Below are 15,523 nucleotides of genomic sequence, written 5' to 3'. Positions count from 1 at the left end.
GAATGCCTCAGACCGACTTCAGCAGCGCTTCGACCAGATGACGAACCGTTTCCTTCGCTTCATCGAAGGAAAGCCCGCGATCCTGTCTCAGGCGCCGCCAGGTGTCGAAGCCGAGCGCGGTATCAAATGCCGCCTCGAACACGATGTTCGCGCGAACTTCTTCGGGCAGAACGCTGTCCAGAATGGAACGCTCCATGGCCACGAAGTCCTGATGCCCTTGCATAAGGAAGGACGAGCGAAACCGGCGGATGCTGCCGCACACGCGAAACGGCATGATCCGCTCAAAAACTTCTGACCGGCGATCCACCAGTTCACGGACGGTATCGCGCCAGTTGGTTGCGTTGAAGGGTGCCTGCACGATTGGCATCACGTCTTCCTTCACGCGCCGGTTCATTTCCTGATAGAGGCCGTCGACCTCCTCAAAATGCCGGAACACGGTCCGCAGGCTCACATTGGCAACCTCTGCAATCCGTGCCGCGCCCGGATCAAGCTCCCCGCCGCGCACAAGATCGAACATCGCTTCGACGATCTGCTCACGGCTGCGCTCAGACCGGCGCTTGCGGCCGTCTTCGCTCTCAAACGCCATATCCGCCGTGTCCGCGCTGTTTTCGAGGATTTCAGACATTACGCTTCCTTACCAAGACCAGGTTCAGCGGTTTTAATAGCGATTAAGTCCGGGTCTGCCTATGCCTTGACACCCATTTGTGACAGCAGAGCATCCTTCATATTTGCAGGTAAAACGGTTTCTATATTGAGCTGGCCTTTCAGGCCCGCCGTCCGGTGCACCGCCGCTTCCTGCCACTCGGCCGACATCGACATGCGTACCATATCGGCACGCTGGGGATACATCGCGATGGCCACTTCATCCCAAAGCTCTTCCACCTGCCCTAGCGTCAGAAAGGTCACGTCGCCTGCGAAGATCGCCTTGCCGCCAAACTTGAGCAGGATCTCGGAAACCGCGCGCCCATAGATCATGTAGGCTTCCTTGCCGGTGAGGTTGCATTCCCGGCCATCCTCATACTCTGCCTTGTCCTTGAACTTCAGGAGGTTGACCATGAAGATCGGCCCCTCCGGTCCCGGCTGCATCAGCTGTTGGACGACCGCCGGATCGGTCGGAAACATTTCATTCGTAACCTGCATACTCTTCCTCCCTGTCCGGATGTTTCCGGATCAACCTTTCAGTGCGTCCTCGATGATCCACATCCGGTCCTGCCCCCAGGTGGCGACCTCGCCCACCCGGAAACTGGGCACGCCCCAGATGCCAAGGCCCATCATCTCCGCCCGGTTGGCTTCGGCTTCGGCCCGCCAATGGTCGCCGCCAATCAGGCCGCGTGCCCGGCTCCAGTCGAGCCCCGCCCGCTCTACAATCTGCTTCAGACCGTCATCGCTGCCCGCATCAATGCCTTCCGCCCACACACCTTTCAGAAAAGAGTGGCAGAATTCAAAGCCGACGCCCTCTTCCATCGCCATCGGCAGGATGGAGTATCCGCGCTCCACCGGCGTGCCCACGGGATCGGCAATCTTGCCGAAGGGAATGCCCATGCGGCGCGCCTCGCGGGCCACGTCCTTGGTAATATACATGCCCTTCATCCGGGGCACCGGCAGGCCCCGCATCACCATCGGCAAGACGAAGCGCAGCTTCAGCTCCGCGCCATAGGCTTCGGCCAGCGCCTTCACGCGCTCTGCCACAATGTAGGTGTAGGGGCTGCGGAAGGAGAGATAGTAGTGAAGCTCCTTGCCCTTGCCGGCGGCCACATCGGCGCCCGCGCGCGGGCTTTCCGGCGGATCGAACAGGAAGGCGTCCGGCGCGCCGGCCTTCTGCGCGCCCAGCTCTCTCTGGCGCCGTTCCAGATAATGCAGGCGGTCCACGCCCCAATACCATTCGCCCTCATAGTGGATCATGCCGCCGAGGTAATGGCCGAGCTTCTCCCGTGCCGCGTCCGCTTCGGCCAGCGCCGCAACCGGCGCCGCGCCGCCTGCCGGCAGGGGCGCGCCGGTCCAGAGGGCTTCGCTGATCGCCAGGGCGCGCTGGGCAAAGTCGGGCGCGTCCAGCAAGGCGCCCAGCGCAGCTTCCGCCGCCGCCAGCCGCTCGGACGAAGGCTGGCTGCCGGGATCGGCAAAGCTCAGGCCTGCCCTGGCGGCCAGCCGCGCGGCGTCCTCGCGTGAATAGTCTTCCAGTTTCTGGCGTTCCGGCGCGGCCCAGTCCCGCGGCGGCGGCGCCAGCATCGGCTTCACCTTCAGCGCATACCGCGCCTGCAGCGCCGGCAGCACTTGAAGCACAAGATGCGAATAGGGGTCGCCCGCCACATGGAAATACTCGGCCTGGTGCACACGCCCCTCCTTTTGCCGTTTACGCTCTGCGTTCGCGCGCAGCTTCATCTGCCGGCTCTCGCCAGTCACATATTGGGTCACATGAGAGGCAATCAGCGTTTTCAGCGACATCAATTCCTCCCCGGCGACTGTGTCGCCTTGTTGCCGCCTTCTCTGCCGAAGCCGCTGAGGCGTGCATTTTTGCTACGAAATTCGTATCTATTGACACCACTTATGTCAATTATGGCCCGCCCGGGCGCATTCGTTAATAAAAACAGGCCCGAAATTCACCAACGCCGCGAGTTTTCTCCGGCAGGTTCTCTCAACTGGCGCTGGAATTGCAAAGTTATCCACAAGGCGCCCGCGCGGTCTCAAACCGGCGCAGGGCGGCCAGGTGGAAAGGAAACGACATGCGCAGCCCGCTGCTTACACGCCCCGCCCCCTTCGCTGGTGGTTATCGCCCGGCGCGCCATACGCTTGATCGTATCGCCATCCTCAACAATTCCGGCCACACGCCCGGCAACCGCTCGCATCTGATTGCGCTGCTCGCAGATCAGTGGCGCGCCAGCGGCATTGAAGTGGTCGAGCTTTCGGGCACATCCAGTTTCGTCGAGGCAGACCTTCTCTTCCTCCATCTCAGCCGTCCGATCGTGCCGGAAGAATATCGCCGCTTCGCCGCGCAATATCCGGTTACGTACAACACATCGGCTACAGACCTGCGCAAACATCAGTATGCCGATGGTATTCTGGCCGCAGGTGACTTCTATAAAGGTGCCGTGATCGTCAAATCCGATTGCAGCTATGCCGCCCCGGCCCAGCCTGCGCCCTCGCGTGGCGGTATTCTTTCCAATTTCGGCCTTCTGAACCGCAGTTTCGCCGGCAAGGAAGCCCGCGCCCCGGTCAACGATAACTACCACATCTATCCGTCGGTCGCACATGTCCCGCAGGAGAAGTTCGGCAAGGATCACATCATCCAGAAATTCCTGCCCGAACAGAATGATGGCCGCTTTGTGCTACGCCAGTATTATTTCCTCGGGGATCGCCACTTCCTCGCCCTGCAGACTTCCGGCGCCGCCATCATCCGCAGCGCCGCCCCGCTCAGCCTTGAAGAATGGACCCCGCCACAGGAGCTGCTGGACCTGCGCGCCCGCCTGAACCTTGACTATGGCCGGATTGATTTCGTCCAGCAGGAAGGCCGCCCGTTCGTCATCAGCGTCAGCCGCTCGCCCGCCCTGCCTTCCAGCAAGGAAGAGGGCTATGTTCCGCCTGCTTACAATCGCCTCGCCGAGGCCTTCTCAGAAGCGCTGGTGGAAAACTACAGCACCACGGAGAAATGCGTCTTCTAGGCTGCGCCTCAGCGTAACGCCGCGCGGGTGATCCGCGCTGCTTTCCAGTCTGCGCCGCCGGGCTTGTGCTGCAAAACAAGGATCGCCCGCCCGCCCTCGGCCAGCCAACCGGACAGGCTGGCGATCAGACGCACAGCCAGCTCCCGGTCCAGCCCCGCCAAAGGCTCATCCAGGATCAACAGTTCCGGCCCGGCAATGATCGCCCGCGCAAGGCCCAGCCGTCGTAGTTCCCCCCCGGAGAACCCTGCGCCATTCTCGCCAATCGGGCTTTCCAGTCCTTCGGCCCGCGCAAAGACAAATTCGTCCGCCAGCGCCACGGCCAGCGCCGCGCGCATCTCCTCGTCCGTCGCATCCGGCTTCGCCAGCCTCAGCTGGTCGGCCACCGTTCCCGGCAGGAATGCAGGCATCTGCGGGCTCATCGCAACGTGCCCCAGAACAGCCGCGATCCGTACCCGGCCGGATTCTGTGCCGCCATAGCGGATCTTGCCTTCCGCCAGCGGATGCAGCCGCATCAGCGCCTCCGCCAAAGTGGACTTGCCCGCGCCGGAGCGGCCCGTCAGCTCCACCACATCGCCCACCTCAATCTGAAAGCTCACCTGCGGCGTCAGCGGCGCTCCCGGCGCTGCCATCGCCTGCGCCCGGTCCACTTCCAGCGGGAACACACTTGCCAACGCTGGGGCGTCCTCAAGCGTTGCATCCCATGGGGCCGCGTCCACATCCAGCCGCCCGCCGAGCCGGGCCGAAGCCGCCCCTGCCTTCGGCGCCGCTTCGAGAACTTTCAGCATCGCAGCCGCCGCCTCGAATGCCGCCATCAGGGAGAGCGTCGCGCCCGCCGCCATCGGCAAGTCGCCCCCTGTGACCGACACCCGCCACAACGCCAGCGCCCCCATCAGCACCCCTGCTGCGCTCAGGATGGCAGAGAGGCCCAGGAAAGGCCGCTCCAGCCTCAGCCCTTCAGCCTGCCACTTTGACAGTGTTTCCATCGCCGCATCTGCCGCAGGCGACAGCGCGCCATAGACATCCAGCTCTGTCGCGTTTTCGATCAGCCGCGCCACATCCCCGCGCGCCGCTTCCACGCGCTCTGCCAGCGCCGCCGCCTGCCGTCGCACGGCCTGTACCGCCAGGTATGGCAACGCCCCCGCCACCAGCGCCGCCGCGATCACCGCCAGCATGAACAGCACCAGATCGCTCGCCAGCGCAAAGCCAAGCGCTACAGCAAATCCCGCCGCCACGCCGATGCCCGGCAACACCACTTTGAGGAATGCCCCCTCCGCGGCGTCCATGTCATCGATCAGCGCCGTCAGTTCTGCAGATGCCATCGGCGACAGCCCCCGCCGCGCATATGCGCCAGACGCAAAGATCCGTGGCCGCAGGCGCGCCGACAGGCGCAGGATGGCGTCATGCCCGGCCAGTTGTTCGCCATACCGGCCGAGCACCCGGATGAACGCAGAGCCACGCACCCCCGCTGCCGGGTGGAGGTGGTTGAAGCTGTGTCCTGCGCCCGCAGCGCCTGCCAGCGCGCCCGCCACGAGGAACCATCCCGACAGCCCCATCAGCACCACCCCGGCGATGGAGGCGAGCGCCGCGAGGCTCATCGCCAGGATGAATTGCATCCGCCCCGGCGCGCCGAGCGCGGTCCACAAGTTCAGCATGCCGCGCCCTCCGTCCGGAAGGCCGCGACATCGATCACAGTGTCGCAAGCTGCGCGCAAAGTGTCCGAATGAGTCCCCAAAATAACACTGCGATGCCTCGAAATGACACGGAGTGATGCAATAAAGGCCTCTTCTGCCCCTTCATCGAGATGTGCCGTCGGCTCGTCCAGAAGCAGCAGGCCCGAGCCCCGCAAAATCACGCGCGCGAGCCCAATTCGCTGGCGCTGACCTCCCGAAAGCCCGCTGCCGCCCCGCCCAAGCTGTCGCTCCAGCAATGCATCGGCGTCCGCCTCTGTCGCCAGCCCCACCTCGATCAGCGCCGCACGGAGCTGCGCCGGGCTCGCCGCCGGATTGGCGAGCAGGAGGTTCGCCGCAACACTCCCCTCAACCATCCAGGGCGTCTGGCTGATCCAGGTCGCGCTCTCCGCCAGACTTGCACCCGGCGGCACTGCCTGCCCATTCACCAGCACCCCTCCAGACGCGCTAACCGCTTGTCCCAGAAGAAGTTTCAACAACGTCGTCTTGCCGGTGCCCGACGGCCCAACCAGCGCGACGAGTTCCCCCGGCCGCGCCGTGAAGCTCACTCCCGCCAGTCCGGCACCATTGCCAAAACTGACGGCCACATCCCTGAACTCCACCACCGGCGCCGCCTTCTCTGCGGGCCACCTTTCCGGCGCGGGCGCCGCCTCAGCGCTCTCCAGCCACTCGCCCAGAAAGCCCGCCGCAGCCGCGCCGTCCGCCCGGTCGTGGTGCAGCGCCGACAGTTTGCGGATTGGCGCGAAGAATTCCGGCACCAGAATAAGGACCGTGAGCCCCTCGCCCAGCGTCAGGGTTTCCCCGGTCTCGAATGGAAATACACCCAGCAGTTTGAAGCCCACATAGACGGCCACAATCGCCACAGAAACCGACGCAAAGAACTCGAGCACAGCCGTAGACAGGAATGCCACGCGCAGCACCTTCATCGTTCGCTCCCGGAGCGTATCGGATGCCGCCTGCAGCGCCGCTGTTTCACGCGCAACCGCGCGGAACGCCCGGATGATGCCCGCCTGGGACGCTCGCGCCTGAAACGTGCCAGAGAGCTGGTCCAACGAGGTCTGCTGTGCCCGCGCCACTGCCGCGACTTCTCGAAGCGTCAGCCAGATAAAGACCGGCAGCACGACCACGGAGACGAGCAACAGCACGGTCGCCAGCCAGCTTTGAGTTGCCACAGCAATCAGGACGATCAGCGGGCCGATCACCGCCATCTGCCTGCCTGGCTGCCAGCGCGCGGCGTATCCTGCCAGCTTGCCGGTCCGGTCGATGATCTGCGAAGTACGCGTCCCTGAATCAGCGCCCGCCAGCACTCCCGCGCCGCGAAGTTTGAGCGCGCCCAAAATTTCATTCCGCGCAGCGCGCACGATGGCAACGCCCGCTTTCGCCGCGAACAGATCATGCATCCAACCGGCCAGTGCGCGCACCAACGCCGCGACCACAACGATGAGAAGCAACAGCCCCGCTGACGCGCCCGCGGACATCTGATCCACGCCGTATCCGATACCAAAAGCGATTCCGAGCCAGGCAAGAAGACCCACGACCTGCATCATCAGGGCGCCTGCTGAAGGCCCACGCGCCGCCGTGCTCCAGCTTTTCAGCCGGGTCGGGACACGCCTTCTGTTCGCTCGTTCTGCATCTGCCATCGAGATAGATTTACTGTGGACGCCCCAAGTGACGCATGCGACTTATCGCGGCGTGACTTCACTCTCGGATTACTTTAGGAATTCGTGAAATACGCAGCATAACGCTGCAAGAAAATGGAGCTGGGAAAATGCCCGATCTCCTCGTCGCGGATCTGTCTCGCTGGCAGTTCGCCCTCACAGCAATGTACCACTTCCTCTTTGTGCCGCTCACGCTCGGCCTGTCGATGATCCTCGTGATCATGGAAGGCGCGTATGTGATGACCGGCAAGGAAGTCTGGAAGCGCACCACGAAGTTCTGGGCGAACCTGTTCGGAATCAACTTCGTCCTCGGTGTGGCCACAGGCATCACGATGGAATTCCAGTTCGGCATGAACTGGTCTTACTACTCTCACTATGTGGGCGACATTTTCGGCGCGCCACTCGCCATTGAAGGCCTCATGGCTTTCTTTCTGGAAGCGACACTGGTGGGCCTCATGTTCTTCGGCTGGGACAAGCTCTCCCGGCCTGCCCACTGGCTCGTGACTTTCCTCGTCGCGCTCGGCTCGAACCTCTCGGCGCTGTGGATCCTGATCGCCAATGGCTGGATGCAGAACCCCGTCGGATCGGAGTTCAATCCCGACACGATGCGGATGGAAATCACCAACTTCGTCGAAGTGCTGTTCAATCCGGTCGCCCAGGCAAAGTTCGTCCACACGGTCAGCGCAGGTTACGTCACTGCGTCCATCTTCGTGCTTGGCATTTCCGCCTGGTATGTCCTCAAAGGGCGCCATCTGGGCCTCGCAAAACGCTCTATGGCGGTTGCGGCCAGCTTTGGCCTTCTGTCGGCATTCTCAGTCGTCGTGCTCGGCGATGAGAGCGGCTATGCCCTTACCGATAACCAGAAGATGAAGCTCGCTTCACTCGAAGCCATGTGGGAAACCGAGCCCGCTCCCGCCCCACTGACGGTCATCGGCATCCCTGACAAGAAAACCCATGAAACTCACTTTGAAGTGCAAGTGCCGTGGGTACTCGGCCTGATCGCAACTCGCTCGCTCGATGGCGAAGTCGAAGGCATCCTGCCACTCGTCGCCATTGCCGAAACGAGGATCGAGAACGGCCTCAAGGCTTATGAGGCAGTCCAGGCGCTCAACATCAATCCGAATGACGCCATTGCCCGTGAAACCTTCGAGCAGACGAAGCAGGATCTCGGCTACGCCCTCCTGCTGAAGCGGCACATTGAAGATCCGCTTATGGCAGACAAGGATCTGATTGCGTCCACTGCGTTCGACACTGTGCCGAACGTGATGATGGCCTTCTTCTCCTTCCGTATCATGGCCGGGCTCGGCTTCCTCTTCATCGGCATCTTTGGTCTCGCCTTCTTCTTCATCAGCATGAAGCGGAAGGTGCCCAAATGGTTCCTGCGCGTCGCGCTTTTCGCCATCCCGCTGCCATGGATCGCGGCAGAGCTTGGATGGGTGCTGGCCGAAGTTGGACGCCAGCCCTGGGTGATCGATGGCGTCCTGCCGACCTTTATGGGCGTCTCCAGTCTCTCGGCATCGCAGGTCATCATGACGATCGTGGGCTTCACTGCCCTCTATGGCACGCTGGCCGTGATCGAGATCACGCTGATGCTCCGCGCCATCAAGGCCGGTCCCGGTGGCCGCATCCTCCCCGAGGGTGTGACCAGCGAAGGGCCAACCGGTGGCCGTTCTGTTCAATTCGACGTCTGAGGGAGGAGATCATGGACATCCCACTCGACTACGCCACTCTGAAAGTCATCTGGTGGGCACTCGTCGGCATCCTGCTGATCGGTTACGCCGTCACCGATGGCTACGATCTTGGCGTCGCCGCTCTGCTGCCCTTCGTCGGCAAGACCGATGAAGAGCGCCGTCTGGTCATCAACTCCATCGCCCCGATGTGGGAAGGCCACCAGGTGTGGCTGATCACAGGGGGCGGCGCGCTGTTTGCTGCCTGGCCGTTCGTTTATGCGGTCAGTTTCTCCGGCTTCTATCTCGCCATGTTTGTGGTGCTCGCGGCCCTGATCCTGCGGCCAGTCGGCTTCAAGTACCGATCCAAACGCGCCAGCCCTGCATGGCGGCGCAACTGGGACTGGGCGCTGTTCGTCGGCGGCTTCGTCCCGGCGCTGATCTTCGGGGTCGCACTCGGAAATGTGCTGCAGGGGGTTCCCTTCGACATCGACCGCACAATGCGCTCCACATATGACGGCGGCCTGATCGGCCTGCTCAACCCCTTCGCCCTGCTCGCGGGTCTCGCCTCGGTCGCCATGCTGTTGGTCCATGGCGCGTCCTGGCTGGTGGTGAAGATTGAAGAAGGCCCGGTGATGGACCGCGCGGCAAAGTACGGTCGCTTCGCCGCGCTTGCCGTCATCGCCTTCTATGCGCTGGCCGGCATCTGGTTGTGGCAATCCGGGATGGGCTACCGCATCGTGTCGGATATTGATCCGCATGGCCCCGCCAACCCGCTGCGCAAGGAAGTGGTCACCGAGGCCGGCGCCTGGATGGGGAATTACGCGAAGTATCCGTTCCTCATCCTGGCCCCTCTCGCAGGCTTTGGCGGCAGCCTCCTCGCCTTCTGGGCGCTCGGCAGGAAATCGACGCTCGCGCTTGCTGGGTCAGGCATAGCCTCAGCGGGCATCGTTGCCTCGGTCGGCGCCTCGATGTTCCCCTTCATCCTGCCCAGTACGGTCAACCCGTCAGCGAGCCTGACCGTATGGGACAGCTCTTCGAGCCATACGACACTGTTCATTATGCTGATCGTGACCGCCATAATGCTACCAATCGTGCTGGCTTACACAGCCTGGGTCTTCAAGGTTCTTTGGGGTCGCCTGACCATCGAAGAAGCCAACAGCCCCGGACATTATTGAGAGGAGACTGAAACCATGTGGTACTTTGCCTGGATTCTCGGCCTCGGCTTTGCCCTGACATTCGGCATTCTCAACGCGCTCTGGAATGAGGTGTCGATGAGTGAAGCCGGCGAGAACGATCTCGAAATCGATCGCTAGAGCGACAGCCCTGCGGACCTTCGTCTCCAGTGTCCGCAGGGCTTTTGTCCCCCACTTGTTGGCTCACCAACCAAGCATTGCCCCTGCGGCATCCGCCAAAATCGTCACCATCAAGGCTTAACCATGCCAATTTTCATTGGTGACTAGGTTGACGGCTGAAACACCACCAGTGAATGAACGCACGAAATGGTGGGACGCGACAACAGGGCCGGCGGGTAGGCTTGGCCCGCTGACGGAAAGTCTGGGGATACATGAAGAACTTTGAGCCGAAAGGGATACTCTCCCCCTCGCAGACGGGGCGCATCCGCGAAAAGGGCGCCTTGAAGGTTGCGCGGGAGATCGTCGGCCATATCCGCGATGAGCGTATCCCGGCCGGACAAAAATACCTCTCGGAAGCAGAAGCGATCGAGCGCCATCAGGTTGCTCGGGGCACGCTCCGTGAAGCGTTGCGCTACCTCCAGATACAAGGCGTCCTGGAAATTCGCCCTGGCCCGAACGGCGGCCACTTCGTCGCGCAGCCACGTTGGGAAAGTCTCGCCTCCACGATCGCCCTGCTGCTGCAATTTTCGGAAGCCTCGATCGAGTCAATCATAGAAGCGCGCGGCGCAATCGACCCCGGCATGGCATCGCTCGCCGCGGCCAACGCCACACCAGAGGAAGTCGAAGAACTGGACAGGCTGCTTTCCCTGCTGAAAGCCAGCCTGGGCGACTACGACACCTATTACGAGCTCTACATGGACTTCTGGGACCAGCTCTCGCTGATGACACGTAACCCGCTTTTCATGTTTCTCTCGCCTGCCCTGCGCCGCATCACCTGGACGGCTGGTATTCGCCCCAATGAAGTTCAAAGAGAGCAGGCCCTCGGTGGGTTGCGCAGCATCAGGAACGCTGTTTACGCGCGCGACGAAGCCAGGGCTTTCAAGGCAATGAAGCTGCTGGAAGCCAGCTATATCTCAACGACACGTTCCGAATACCCGCGAGAGATTGCCAAGACGATATCCTGGTCGGATTTCCGCTAAGCCCCCTATTTCCAGTTAGCCTTCCTGGAAGTCTGCCCCGTTCCCGGGTTCATGGAATTGGTGGGATCGAGGCCCCTGTAAAACGCCTCCAGCGCCGGCTTGGCGGGATAAAGATGCCCGACATTATGCTCCGCTGGGCATTCCGCACCACGGGATTCGTAGTGCAGCAACATGCCCTTCTTGAAGGCCTCCGGATCGGCTTCAACCCGCAGGACAAAATCCTGATGGAAGACGTGACAGAAGTAATGTCCGTAGACGAGCGTCTTATCAACCATGTGCTTCAGGTGATCGGGCACCACATAATGCCAGGCCTTGTCGTTACGCCGCAACGCCACATCAAGTGCAACCAGCCCTTCGGCCCGCCCACTCTTCAGAATGGTATAGCGGATGGCCGCACCTGCCGCTGCAAACCGGTGAAGAAATGCCTTGCGCCCTTCACTCTCCGTACACTCGTAATAGGCGCCGCGCTCAGCCGGCAGCGCGGCGGCCAAGGCCGCCTTTACGGCGCTCACCTGCTCAGCGTCGACCTTTATCAACAAATGATGCGCATAGCGTTTACCTGCCTGCACCAACCGCTCCGGCAGATGAGGCGGCGCAAGGTGGCTAAGCCCTTGCAGGATCCTGTCGCTGAGGCGCAGTCGCCCCAGTCCAAACTTCTCTGCCAATCCGTCTACGGCTGACTTGAAAGAAAACAGCAAGGGAAGCCGGTCCGCACCAAGAAGGCGCACCGCCAGGAAGGTGTCTTTGCCGTAGCGCGCTGCCAGCCGGAACATATCACGGTGCATGTATTCTGCCGCCACCGGCACCAATGCAGCATCCGATAATAGCTGGCGCCGAATGGCCGCCAGCGCCATCGGATCATCGCTCGCAACATGGAAAACCGTATTTTCCTCCGGTTTCGGAAACGTATCGAGACGGACGGCAAAGACGATCAACCGGCCCGCGCTCCCAGAGGCGCCCTTCAGGTAACGGGGGTTGGCGTTGAATCGAGCAGGCGACGTCGCGGTCACATCCCGCACTTCATCAAGGTATTGCGGCGCAGAACAGACTCGCTCGTGCATATCATGCACCACGCGCGCAAATCCGCCACGTTCCAGCTTGTCCAACTGCCGCTCGGGATCATGCCCCAGATCAATGCCCAGTTCGTTGACAAGCCTCAGTTCGCCAGTCTCATCGACCCACGCATATACGGCCGCCTCCGTATAGGCCGGCCCCCGACGAATGAGGGCGCCACCAGAATTGTTGCAAACACCGCCATGAACGGATGCTCCGAGGCAAGACGATCCAATCTCAGAATGCGGCTCACGCCCCATGGGACGCAGCTCACGTTCCAGCTCATACAGCGTTGCCCCCGGCAGGCAGACGACCTGAGCGCCACCATTGAGCATGTGAATGCCCTTCAAGCGCATGGTATTGAAAACGACGACACCGCGATCGTAGGTTCCCTGCGGGGTAGACCCACCCGTCAGCCCGGTATTGGCAGCCTGCATGACAATGACGCGGCCTGCCCGCACCGTTGCCCGTATGGCGCGCCACATTTCAACAAGCGTTCCAGGGCGCACCACCGCAAGCGCTTCTCCCTCACCATAGCGATAACCTCGAACAAATCGGCGCATCGCTTGCCGCCCGGTAACCACATGGCCCGCGCCGGCAATAGTTTTGAGTTCTCGAATCAACGCCAGATCAGAAATCATGGCCATTCTGGTATCATTAATTCGAGTACCCGGTACCACGCCCAGCGTATTGGACGCTACTCCGGACTGTTTTGGCGCAGAATTCCCCAAAAAACATGCCGACTCCCTCGGCAACCAGGGCGCCAGCATGTTTCAGTTGAAGGAGATAATCTCAGGCGGCGCGATCAGAAACGGACATTCACGCTCAACCAGAAGCTCCGCGCCTTGTCCTTATTGTTGTAATCATCCGTGGTTGAGAGCGTGTAACTGCCGTCGCCATTGTCGATGAAGCTATATTGATAGGACGTGAAGTCCTCATCGAGCAGGTTATTCACACGGCCGCTAATCGTCACGCGGTCTGTCACGCGGTACTGGGCGCCCAGATTGTAAACAACATAATCCTTATAATAGAGCTGCTCTCCCGTATTGCTGTCCACACCGCGATAACGCTTCGAGCGGGACTCCGCGGAAAGTTGTGAGCTGAGTTTCCCCGTCACCTGCCAATCCAGCGTTGCATTGGCCATGTGCTTGGCGGTGTTGGTCAGCGGCAAGCCGACCGCCGCCCCGCTTTTCTGCTCACTATCCGTATACGTATAGTTTGCGCGCACGCTCAGAAAATCAAAGACCTCATAGCGACCGGCGATTTCTGCACCCTCTATCAACACTTCATCAATGTTGACCGTTTTCGTGCTGGTTGAGTAGCCAAGATCAGCGAAATCGCCTGTGCTGGAACAGGTGAGCACAAGCACGCCGCCACAAGGCTGTGACGCAATCTTGTCCTCAAACTCGTTGCGGAAGATCGTGGCGTTGAAATTGTGCCCACGCGGGTGCTGCCAGTAGATCGCCAGTTCCGTGCTGGTGCTTGTTTCCGGCTTCAGATCCGGGTTTCCGAATTGTGGCGACGTTCCCTGCCCGCCAAAGCCGACGACGCCATCGTAGAGCTGCGTGGTTTTCGGCGTTTTGAAGCCGGTGCTCACGCCGCCCTTGAATGTCAGATTTTCGGAGAACGTATAGACGCCATACAAACGCGGGCTGACATGATCGCCAAACACTTCATGATTGTCGTAGCGTACACCTGCGGTAATCGAGAATGGTTTCACAGGCTGATAGGTGTCCTCAACAAACAAGGAATACATATTGTGTTCCTGGGCTTCGCCGGAAACGCCGGCCTCCATGCCGAACACACCATCTGTCAGCTCACCCTGAATGACCTGCCCGCCGACCACAACCATATGATTGCCGGCATATTCAATTGGCATGTCCAGCTTCGCATCCAGCGTATACTGCGCGCTTTCCAGCGTCCGTTTTGGACGGGGCAGATTGGAGAGAAGCATTTCATAATCTGCGGCGCTGAGATTTGATTCCATGAAGGCCAACTTGTCAGCTTCAGACTGGTTGTTCCAGGCGTTGACGTTGGCGTAGCCAGCACCCGTTACGGCGCAATAGCCATTACCGCCGACTGACCCGCCTGCGCTGACGCAGGCAGAATTCCAAAGAACCTGCAGATTCTGGCGTTCCGCCACACTGAACGGCAGTGTACGGCCATTATTGTTGGTCGCCACATAGGCAAGCGAAACAAAGCTGTTTCCGAAATCCCATTCTCCCTGGTGCGTCAACGCCCAGCTGTCGCGGGTAAATTCCTGCGACTCCGAGTATCCCGCGCGCGGCTCGATTCGCCCGGAACCGCCAACACGTAACATCGTGCCAAAATCATCCACAGTGCCCAGCGGGAAAGAAGCCACACCCTGAGCATTATAAATCGGCGAGTTGTCGTAATCCTGCTTGGAGCCATCAAAATCGAAGCTCAGATTCTGGTTTTCCGAGATCAGCCAGTCGAACGTAAAGCCGTAGCTGATATTGGTGTTGTCCACGGTTTTTCCGCCGCCGCCAAAGCCAAGGGAGCGATAATGTGCCTGCCCGGCCGGGTCTGTCACCGCCGCATATTCCGGGTTCGATGCTTCGCGATCGTACCAGCTTCCCCGCCCACTGAAGTTCAGTTTGTTCGCGATGATCGGCCCACTAATCGAGAGATCAATAGTCGTGTCATCGCCGAACTGGCTGTCTGCCTGAATGCTGCGACTGACTGTGCCCGACCCGGTCCAGCGATCCTGCGTCTTCTTGGTGATGATGTTGATGACACCACCTAGCGCATCTGACCCATACAGCGTGGAAGCCGGTCCCCGGATAACTTCCACCCGCTCAATCGTATCAAGCGGCGGAATATGGTTGAACTGGTTGCCGCTGAAGCTATTGGGGTAAATGTCACCGTGATTATTCTGACGCTTGCCGTTGATCAGAACAAGCGTGTAATCGGAGCCCATACCCCGCATACTGATGGTCCGCTGGCCGGTCTTGTCAGCCGTTTCACCTACGTCCACGCCCTCGAGATCGCGCACCACATCGATCAACGTCATGTAAGGACGCTCTTTCAACTCCGCAGCGGGCACCACGCTGATACTTGCCGGCGCGTCGACGAGTTTCTGCTCAAACCCCGCAGCGGTCACGACAATCTCGCTCATCCGCATCTGCTCTTCCGCTTCTGTCGACTCCGTTGCGGCGCTATCAGCCCCGGCGGCGGCTTCCTCGGCAAAGGCGTTCTGACCAGAAATGAGGGCGGCGATAGCGGCAGAGCCAAGCATGGCGCGCCGTGCGATGAAGGTTTTCATGAAGACCCCTGATTGCGAATAATTCGCAATCTCAGTAGGCCCCGCGCGTCACGAGATCAAGCAAAAATGATTATCATTCGCAATATTTTTGTGGTGTTATTTCAAAGCATTAGACTGTTCCGCCATAGCACACGTCAGAATACCTGCCATGCACAGTCCCAAATAGCCGCCGCTTGGATG

12 protein-coding genes are annotated in these 15,523 nt (G+C 60.8%); 5 read left to right on the top strand and 7 right to left on the bottom strand.

The window, feature by feature from the left end; translation table 11 throughout:
* Positions 1-7 precede the first annotated feature (7 nt).
* The 3 genes from K1X12_RS11425 to K1X12_RS11415 are packed head-to-tail and all read right to left on the bottom strand — an operon-like array spanning position 8 to position 2,442.
* Complete coding sequence (locus tag K1X12_RS11425; RefSeq protein WP_220987711.1) at positions 8-625, bottom strand: TetR/AcrR family transcriptional regulator; 618 nt, start codon at positions 623-625, stop codon at positions 8-10.
* A 59-nt stretch (positions 626-684) separates the two neighbouring features.
* The gene (locus K1X12_RS11420) at positions 685-1,140 is read right to left on the bottom strand and encodes a DUF1330 domain-containing protein (protein ID WP_220987710.1); all 456 of its coding nucleotides are present in this window, start codon (positions 1,138-1,140) and stop codon (positions 685-687) included.
* Between the two features lie 30 nt (positions 1,141-1,170).
* Positions 1,171-2,442 (bottom strand): 2-hydroxychromene-2-carboxylate isomerase, encoded by a 1,272-nt coding sequence (locus K1X12_RS11415; protein WP_225907955.1) that lies wholly within the window; start codon positions 2,440-2,442, stop codon positions 1,171-1,173.
* A 278-nt stretch (positions 2,443-2,720) separates the two neighbouring features.
* On the opposite strand from K1X12_RS11415, the gene K1X12_RS11410 reads away from it, so the two are divergent.
* On the top strand, positions 2,721-3,656 hold the full coding sequence (locus K1X12_RS11410; RefSeq protein ID WP_220987709.1) for an ATP-grasp domain-containing protein: 936 nt from the start codon (positions 2,721-2,723) through the stop codon (positions 3,654-3,656).
* 8 nt (positions 3,657-3,664) lie between these two features.
* Here the strand turns inward: K1X12_RS11410 and K1X12_RS17120 are convergent, their stop codons facing one another.
* Both K1X12_RS17120 and cydD read right to left on the bottom strand, forming a co-directional pair.
* Positions 3,665-5,308, bottom strand: a complete 1,644-nt coding sequence (locus K1X12_RS17120; protein WP_220987708.1) for an ATP-binding cassette domain-containing protein — start codon at positions 5,306-5,308, stop codon at positions 3,665-3,667.
* Positions 5,302-6,984: a thiol reductant ABC exporter subunit CydD gene (gene cydD, locus K1X12_RS11400; protein ID WP_225907954.1), complete on the bottom strand. Its 1,683-nt coding sequence runs from the start codon at positions 6,982-6,984 to the stop codon at positions 5,302-5,304. Before cydD ends, K1X12_RS17120 begins: the two co-directional genes overlap by 7 nt.
* A gap of 128 nt (positions 6,985-7,112) precedes the next feature.
* Between cydD and K1X12_RS11395 the strand changes: the two genes are divergently transcribed.
* From K1X12_RS11395 to K1X12_RS11380, 4 genes are all read left to right on the top strand, one after another.
* Positions 7,113-8,693, top strand: coding sequence for a cytochrome ubiquinol oxidase subunit I (locus K1X12_RS11395; protein ID WP_220987706.1), 1,581 nt, complete (start codon positions 7,113-7,115; stop codon positions 8,691-8,693).
* 11 nt (positions 8,694-8,704) lie between these two features.
* Complete coding sequence (gene cydB / locus K1X12_RS11390; protein WP_220987705.1) at positions 8,705-9,847, top strand: cytochrome d ubiquinol oxidase subunit II; 1,143 nt, start codon at positions 8,705-8,707, stop codon at positions 9,845-9,847.
* A gap of 15 nt (positions 9,848-9,862) precedes the next feature.
* Positions 9,863-9,985, top strand: a complete 123-nt coding sequence (gene cydX, locus K1X12_RS11385; RefSeq protein ID WP_220987704.1) for a cytochrome bd-I oxidase subunit CydX — start codon at positions 9,863-9,865, stop codon at positions 9,983-9,985.
* A 251-nt stretch (positions 9,986-10,236) separates the two neighbouring features.
* Positions 10,237-11,004 (top strand): FadR/GntR family transcriptional regulator, encoded by a 768-nt coding sequence (locus tag K1X12_RS11380; protein WP_220987703.1) that lies wholly within the window; start codon positions 10,237-10,239, stop codon positions 11,002-11,004.
* A 5-nt stretch (positions 11,005-11,009) separates the two neighbouring features.
* On the opposite strand, the gene dld is transcribed toward K1X12_RS11380, so the two are convergent.
* Complete coding sequence (gene dld / locus K1X12_RS11375; RefSeq protein WP_439649737.1) at positions 11,010-12,698, bottom strand: D-lactate dehydrogenase; 1,689 nt, start codon at positions 12,696-12,698, stop codon at positions 11,010-11,012.
* Between the two features lie 164 nt (positions 12,699-12,862).
* The gene (locus tag K1X12_RS11370) at positions 12,863-15,343 is read right to left on the bottom strand and encodes a TonB-dependent receptor domain-containing protein (protein ID WP_220987701.1); all 2,481 of its coding nucleotides are present in this window, start codon (positions 15,341-15,343) and stop codon (positions 12,863-12,865) included.
* Positions 15,344-15,523 lie beyond the last annotated feature (180 nt).

The sequence above is a fragment of the Hyphomonas sediminis genome (genome assembly GCF_019679475.1).
Lineage (GTDB): Bacteria > Pseudomonadota > Alphaproteobacteria > Caulobacterales > Hyphomonadaceae > Hyphomonas > Hyphomonas sediminis.
Note: the sequence above shows the minus strand (reverse complement) of the source record. Positions and strands in the feature narration are given on the sequence as shown.

What these genes read in the sequence shown, in the direction of transcription:
- K1X12_RS11425 (WP_220987711.1), bottom strand. Translation starts at nt 625, where the DNA reads ATGTCTGAAATCCTCGAAAACAGCGCGGACACGGCGGATATGGCGTTT.
- K1X12_RS11420 (WP_220987710.1), bottom strand. Translation starts at nt 1,140, where the DNA reads ATGCAGGTTACGAATGAAATGTTTCCGACCGATCCGGCGGTCGTCCAA.
- K1X12_RS11415 (WP_225907955.1), bottom strand. Translation starts at nt 2,442, where the DNA reads ATGTCGCTGAAAACGCTGATTGCCTCTCATGTGACCCAATATGTGACT.
- K1X12_RS11410 (WP_220987709.1), top strand. Translation starts at nt 2,721, where the DNA reads ATGCGCAGCCCGCTGCTTACACGCCCCGCCCCCTTCGCTGGTGGTTAT.
- K1X12_RS17120 (WP_220987708.1), bottom strand. Translation starts at nt 5,308, where the DNA reads ATGCTGAACTTGTGGACCGCGCTCGGCGCGCCGGGGCGGATGCAATTC.
- cydD (WP_225907954.1), bottom strand. Translation starts at nt 6,984, where the DNA reads ATGGCAGATGCAGAACGAGCGAACAGAAGGCGTGTCCCGACCCGGCTG.
- K1X12_RS11395 (WP_220987706.1), top strand. Translation starts at nt 7,113, where the DNA reads ATGCCCGATCTCCTCGTCGCGGATCTGTCTCGCTGGCAGTTCGCCCTC.
- cydB (WP_220987705.1), top strand. Translation starts at nt 8,705, where the DNA reads ATGGACATCCCACTCGACTACGCCACTCTGAAAGTCATCTGGTGGGCA.
- cydX (WP_220987704.1), top strand. Translation starts at nt 9,863, where the DNA reads ATGTGGTACTTTGCCTGGATTCTCGGCCTCGGCTTTGCCCTGACATTC.
- K1X12_RS11380 (WP_220987703.1), top strand. Translation starts at nt 10,237, where the DNA reads ATGAAGAACTTTGAGCCGAAAGGGATACTCTCCCCCTCGCAGACGGGG.
- dld (WP_439649737.1), bottom strand. Translation starts at nt 12,698, where the DNA reads ATGATTTCTGATCTGGCGTTGATTCGAGAACTCAAAACTATTGCCGGC.
- K1X12_RS11370 (WP_220987701.1), bottom strand. Translation starts at nt 15,343, where the DNA reads ATGAAAACCTTCATCGCACGGCGCGCCATGCTTGGCTCTGCCGCTATC.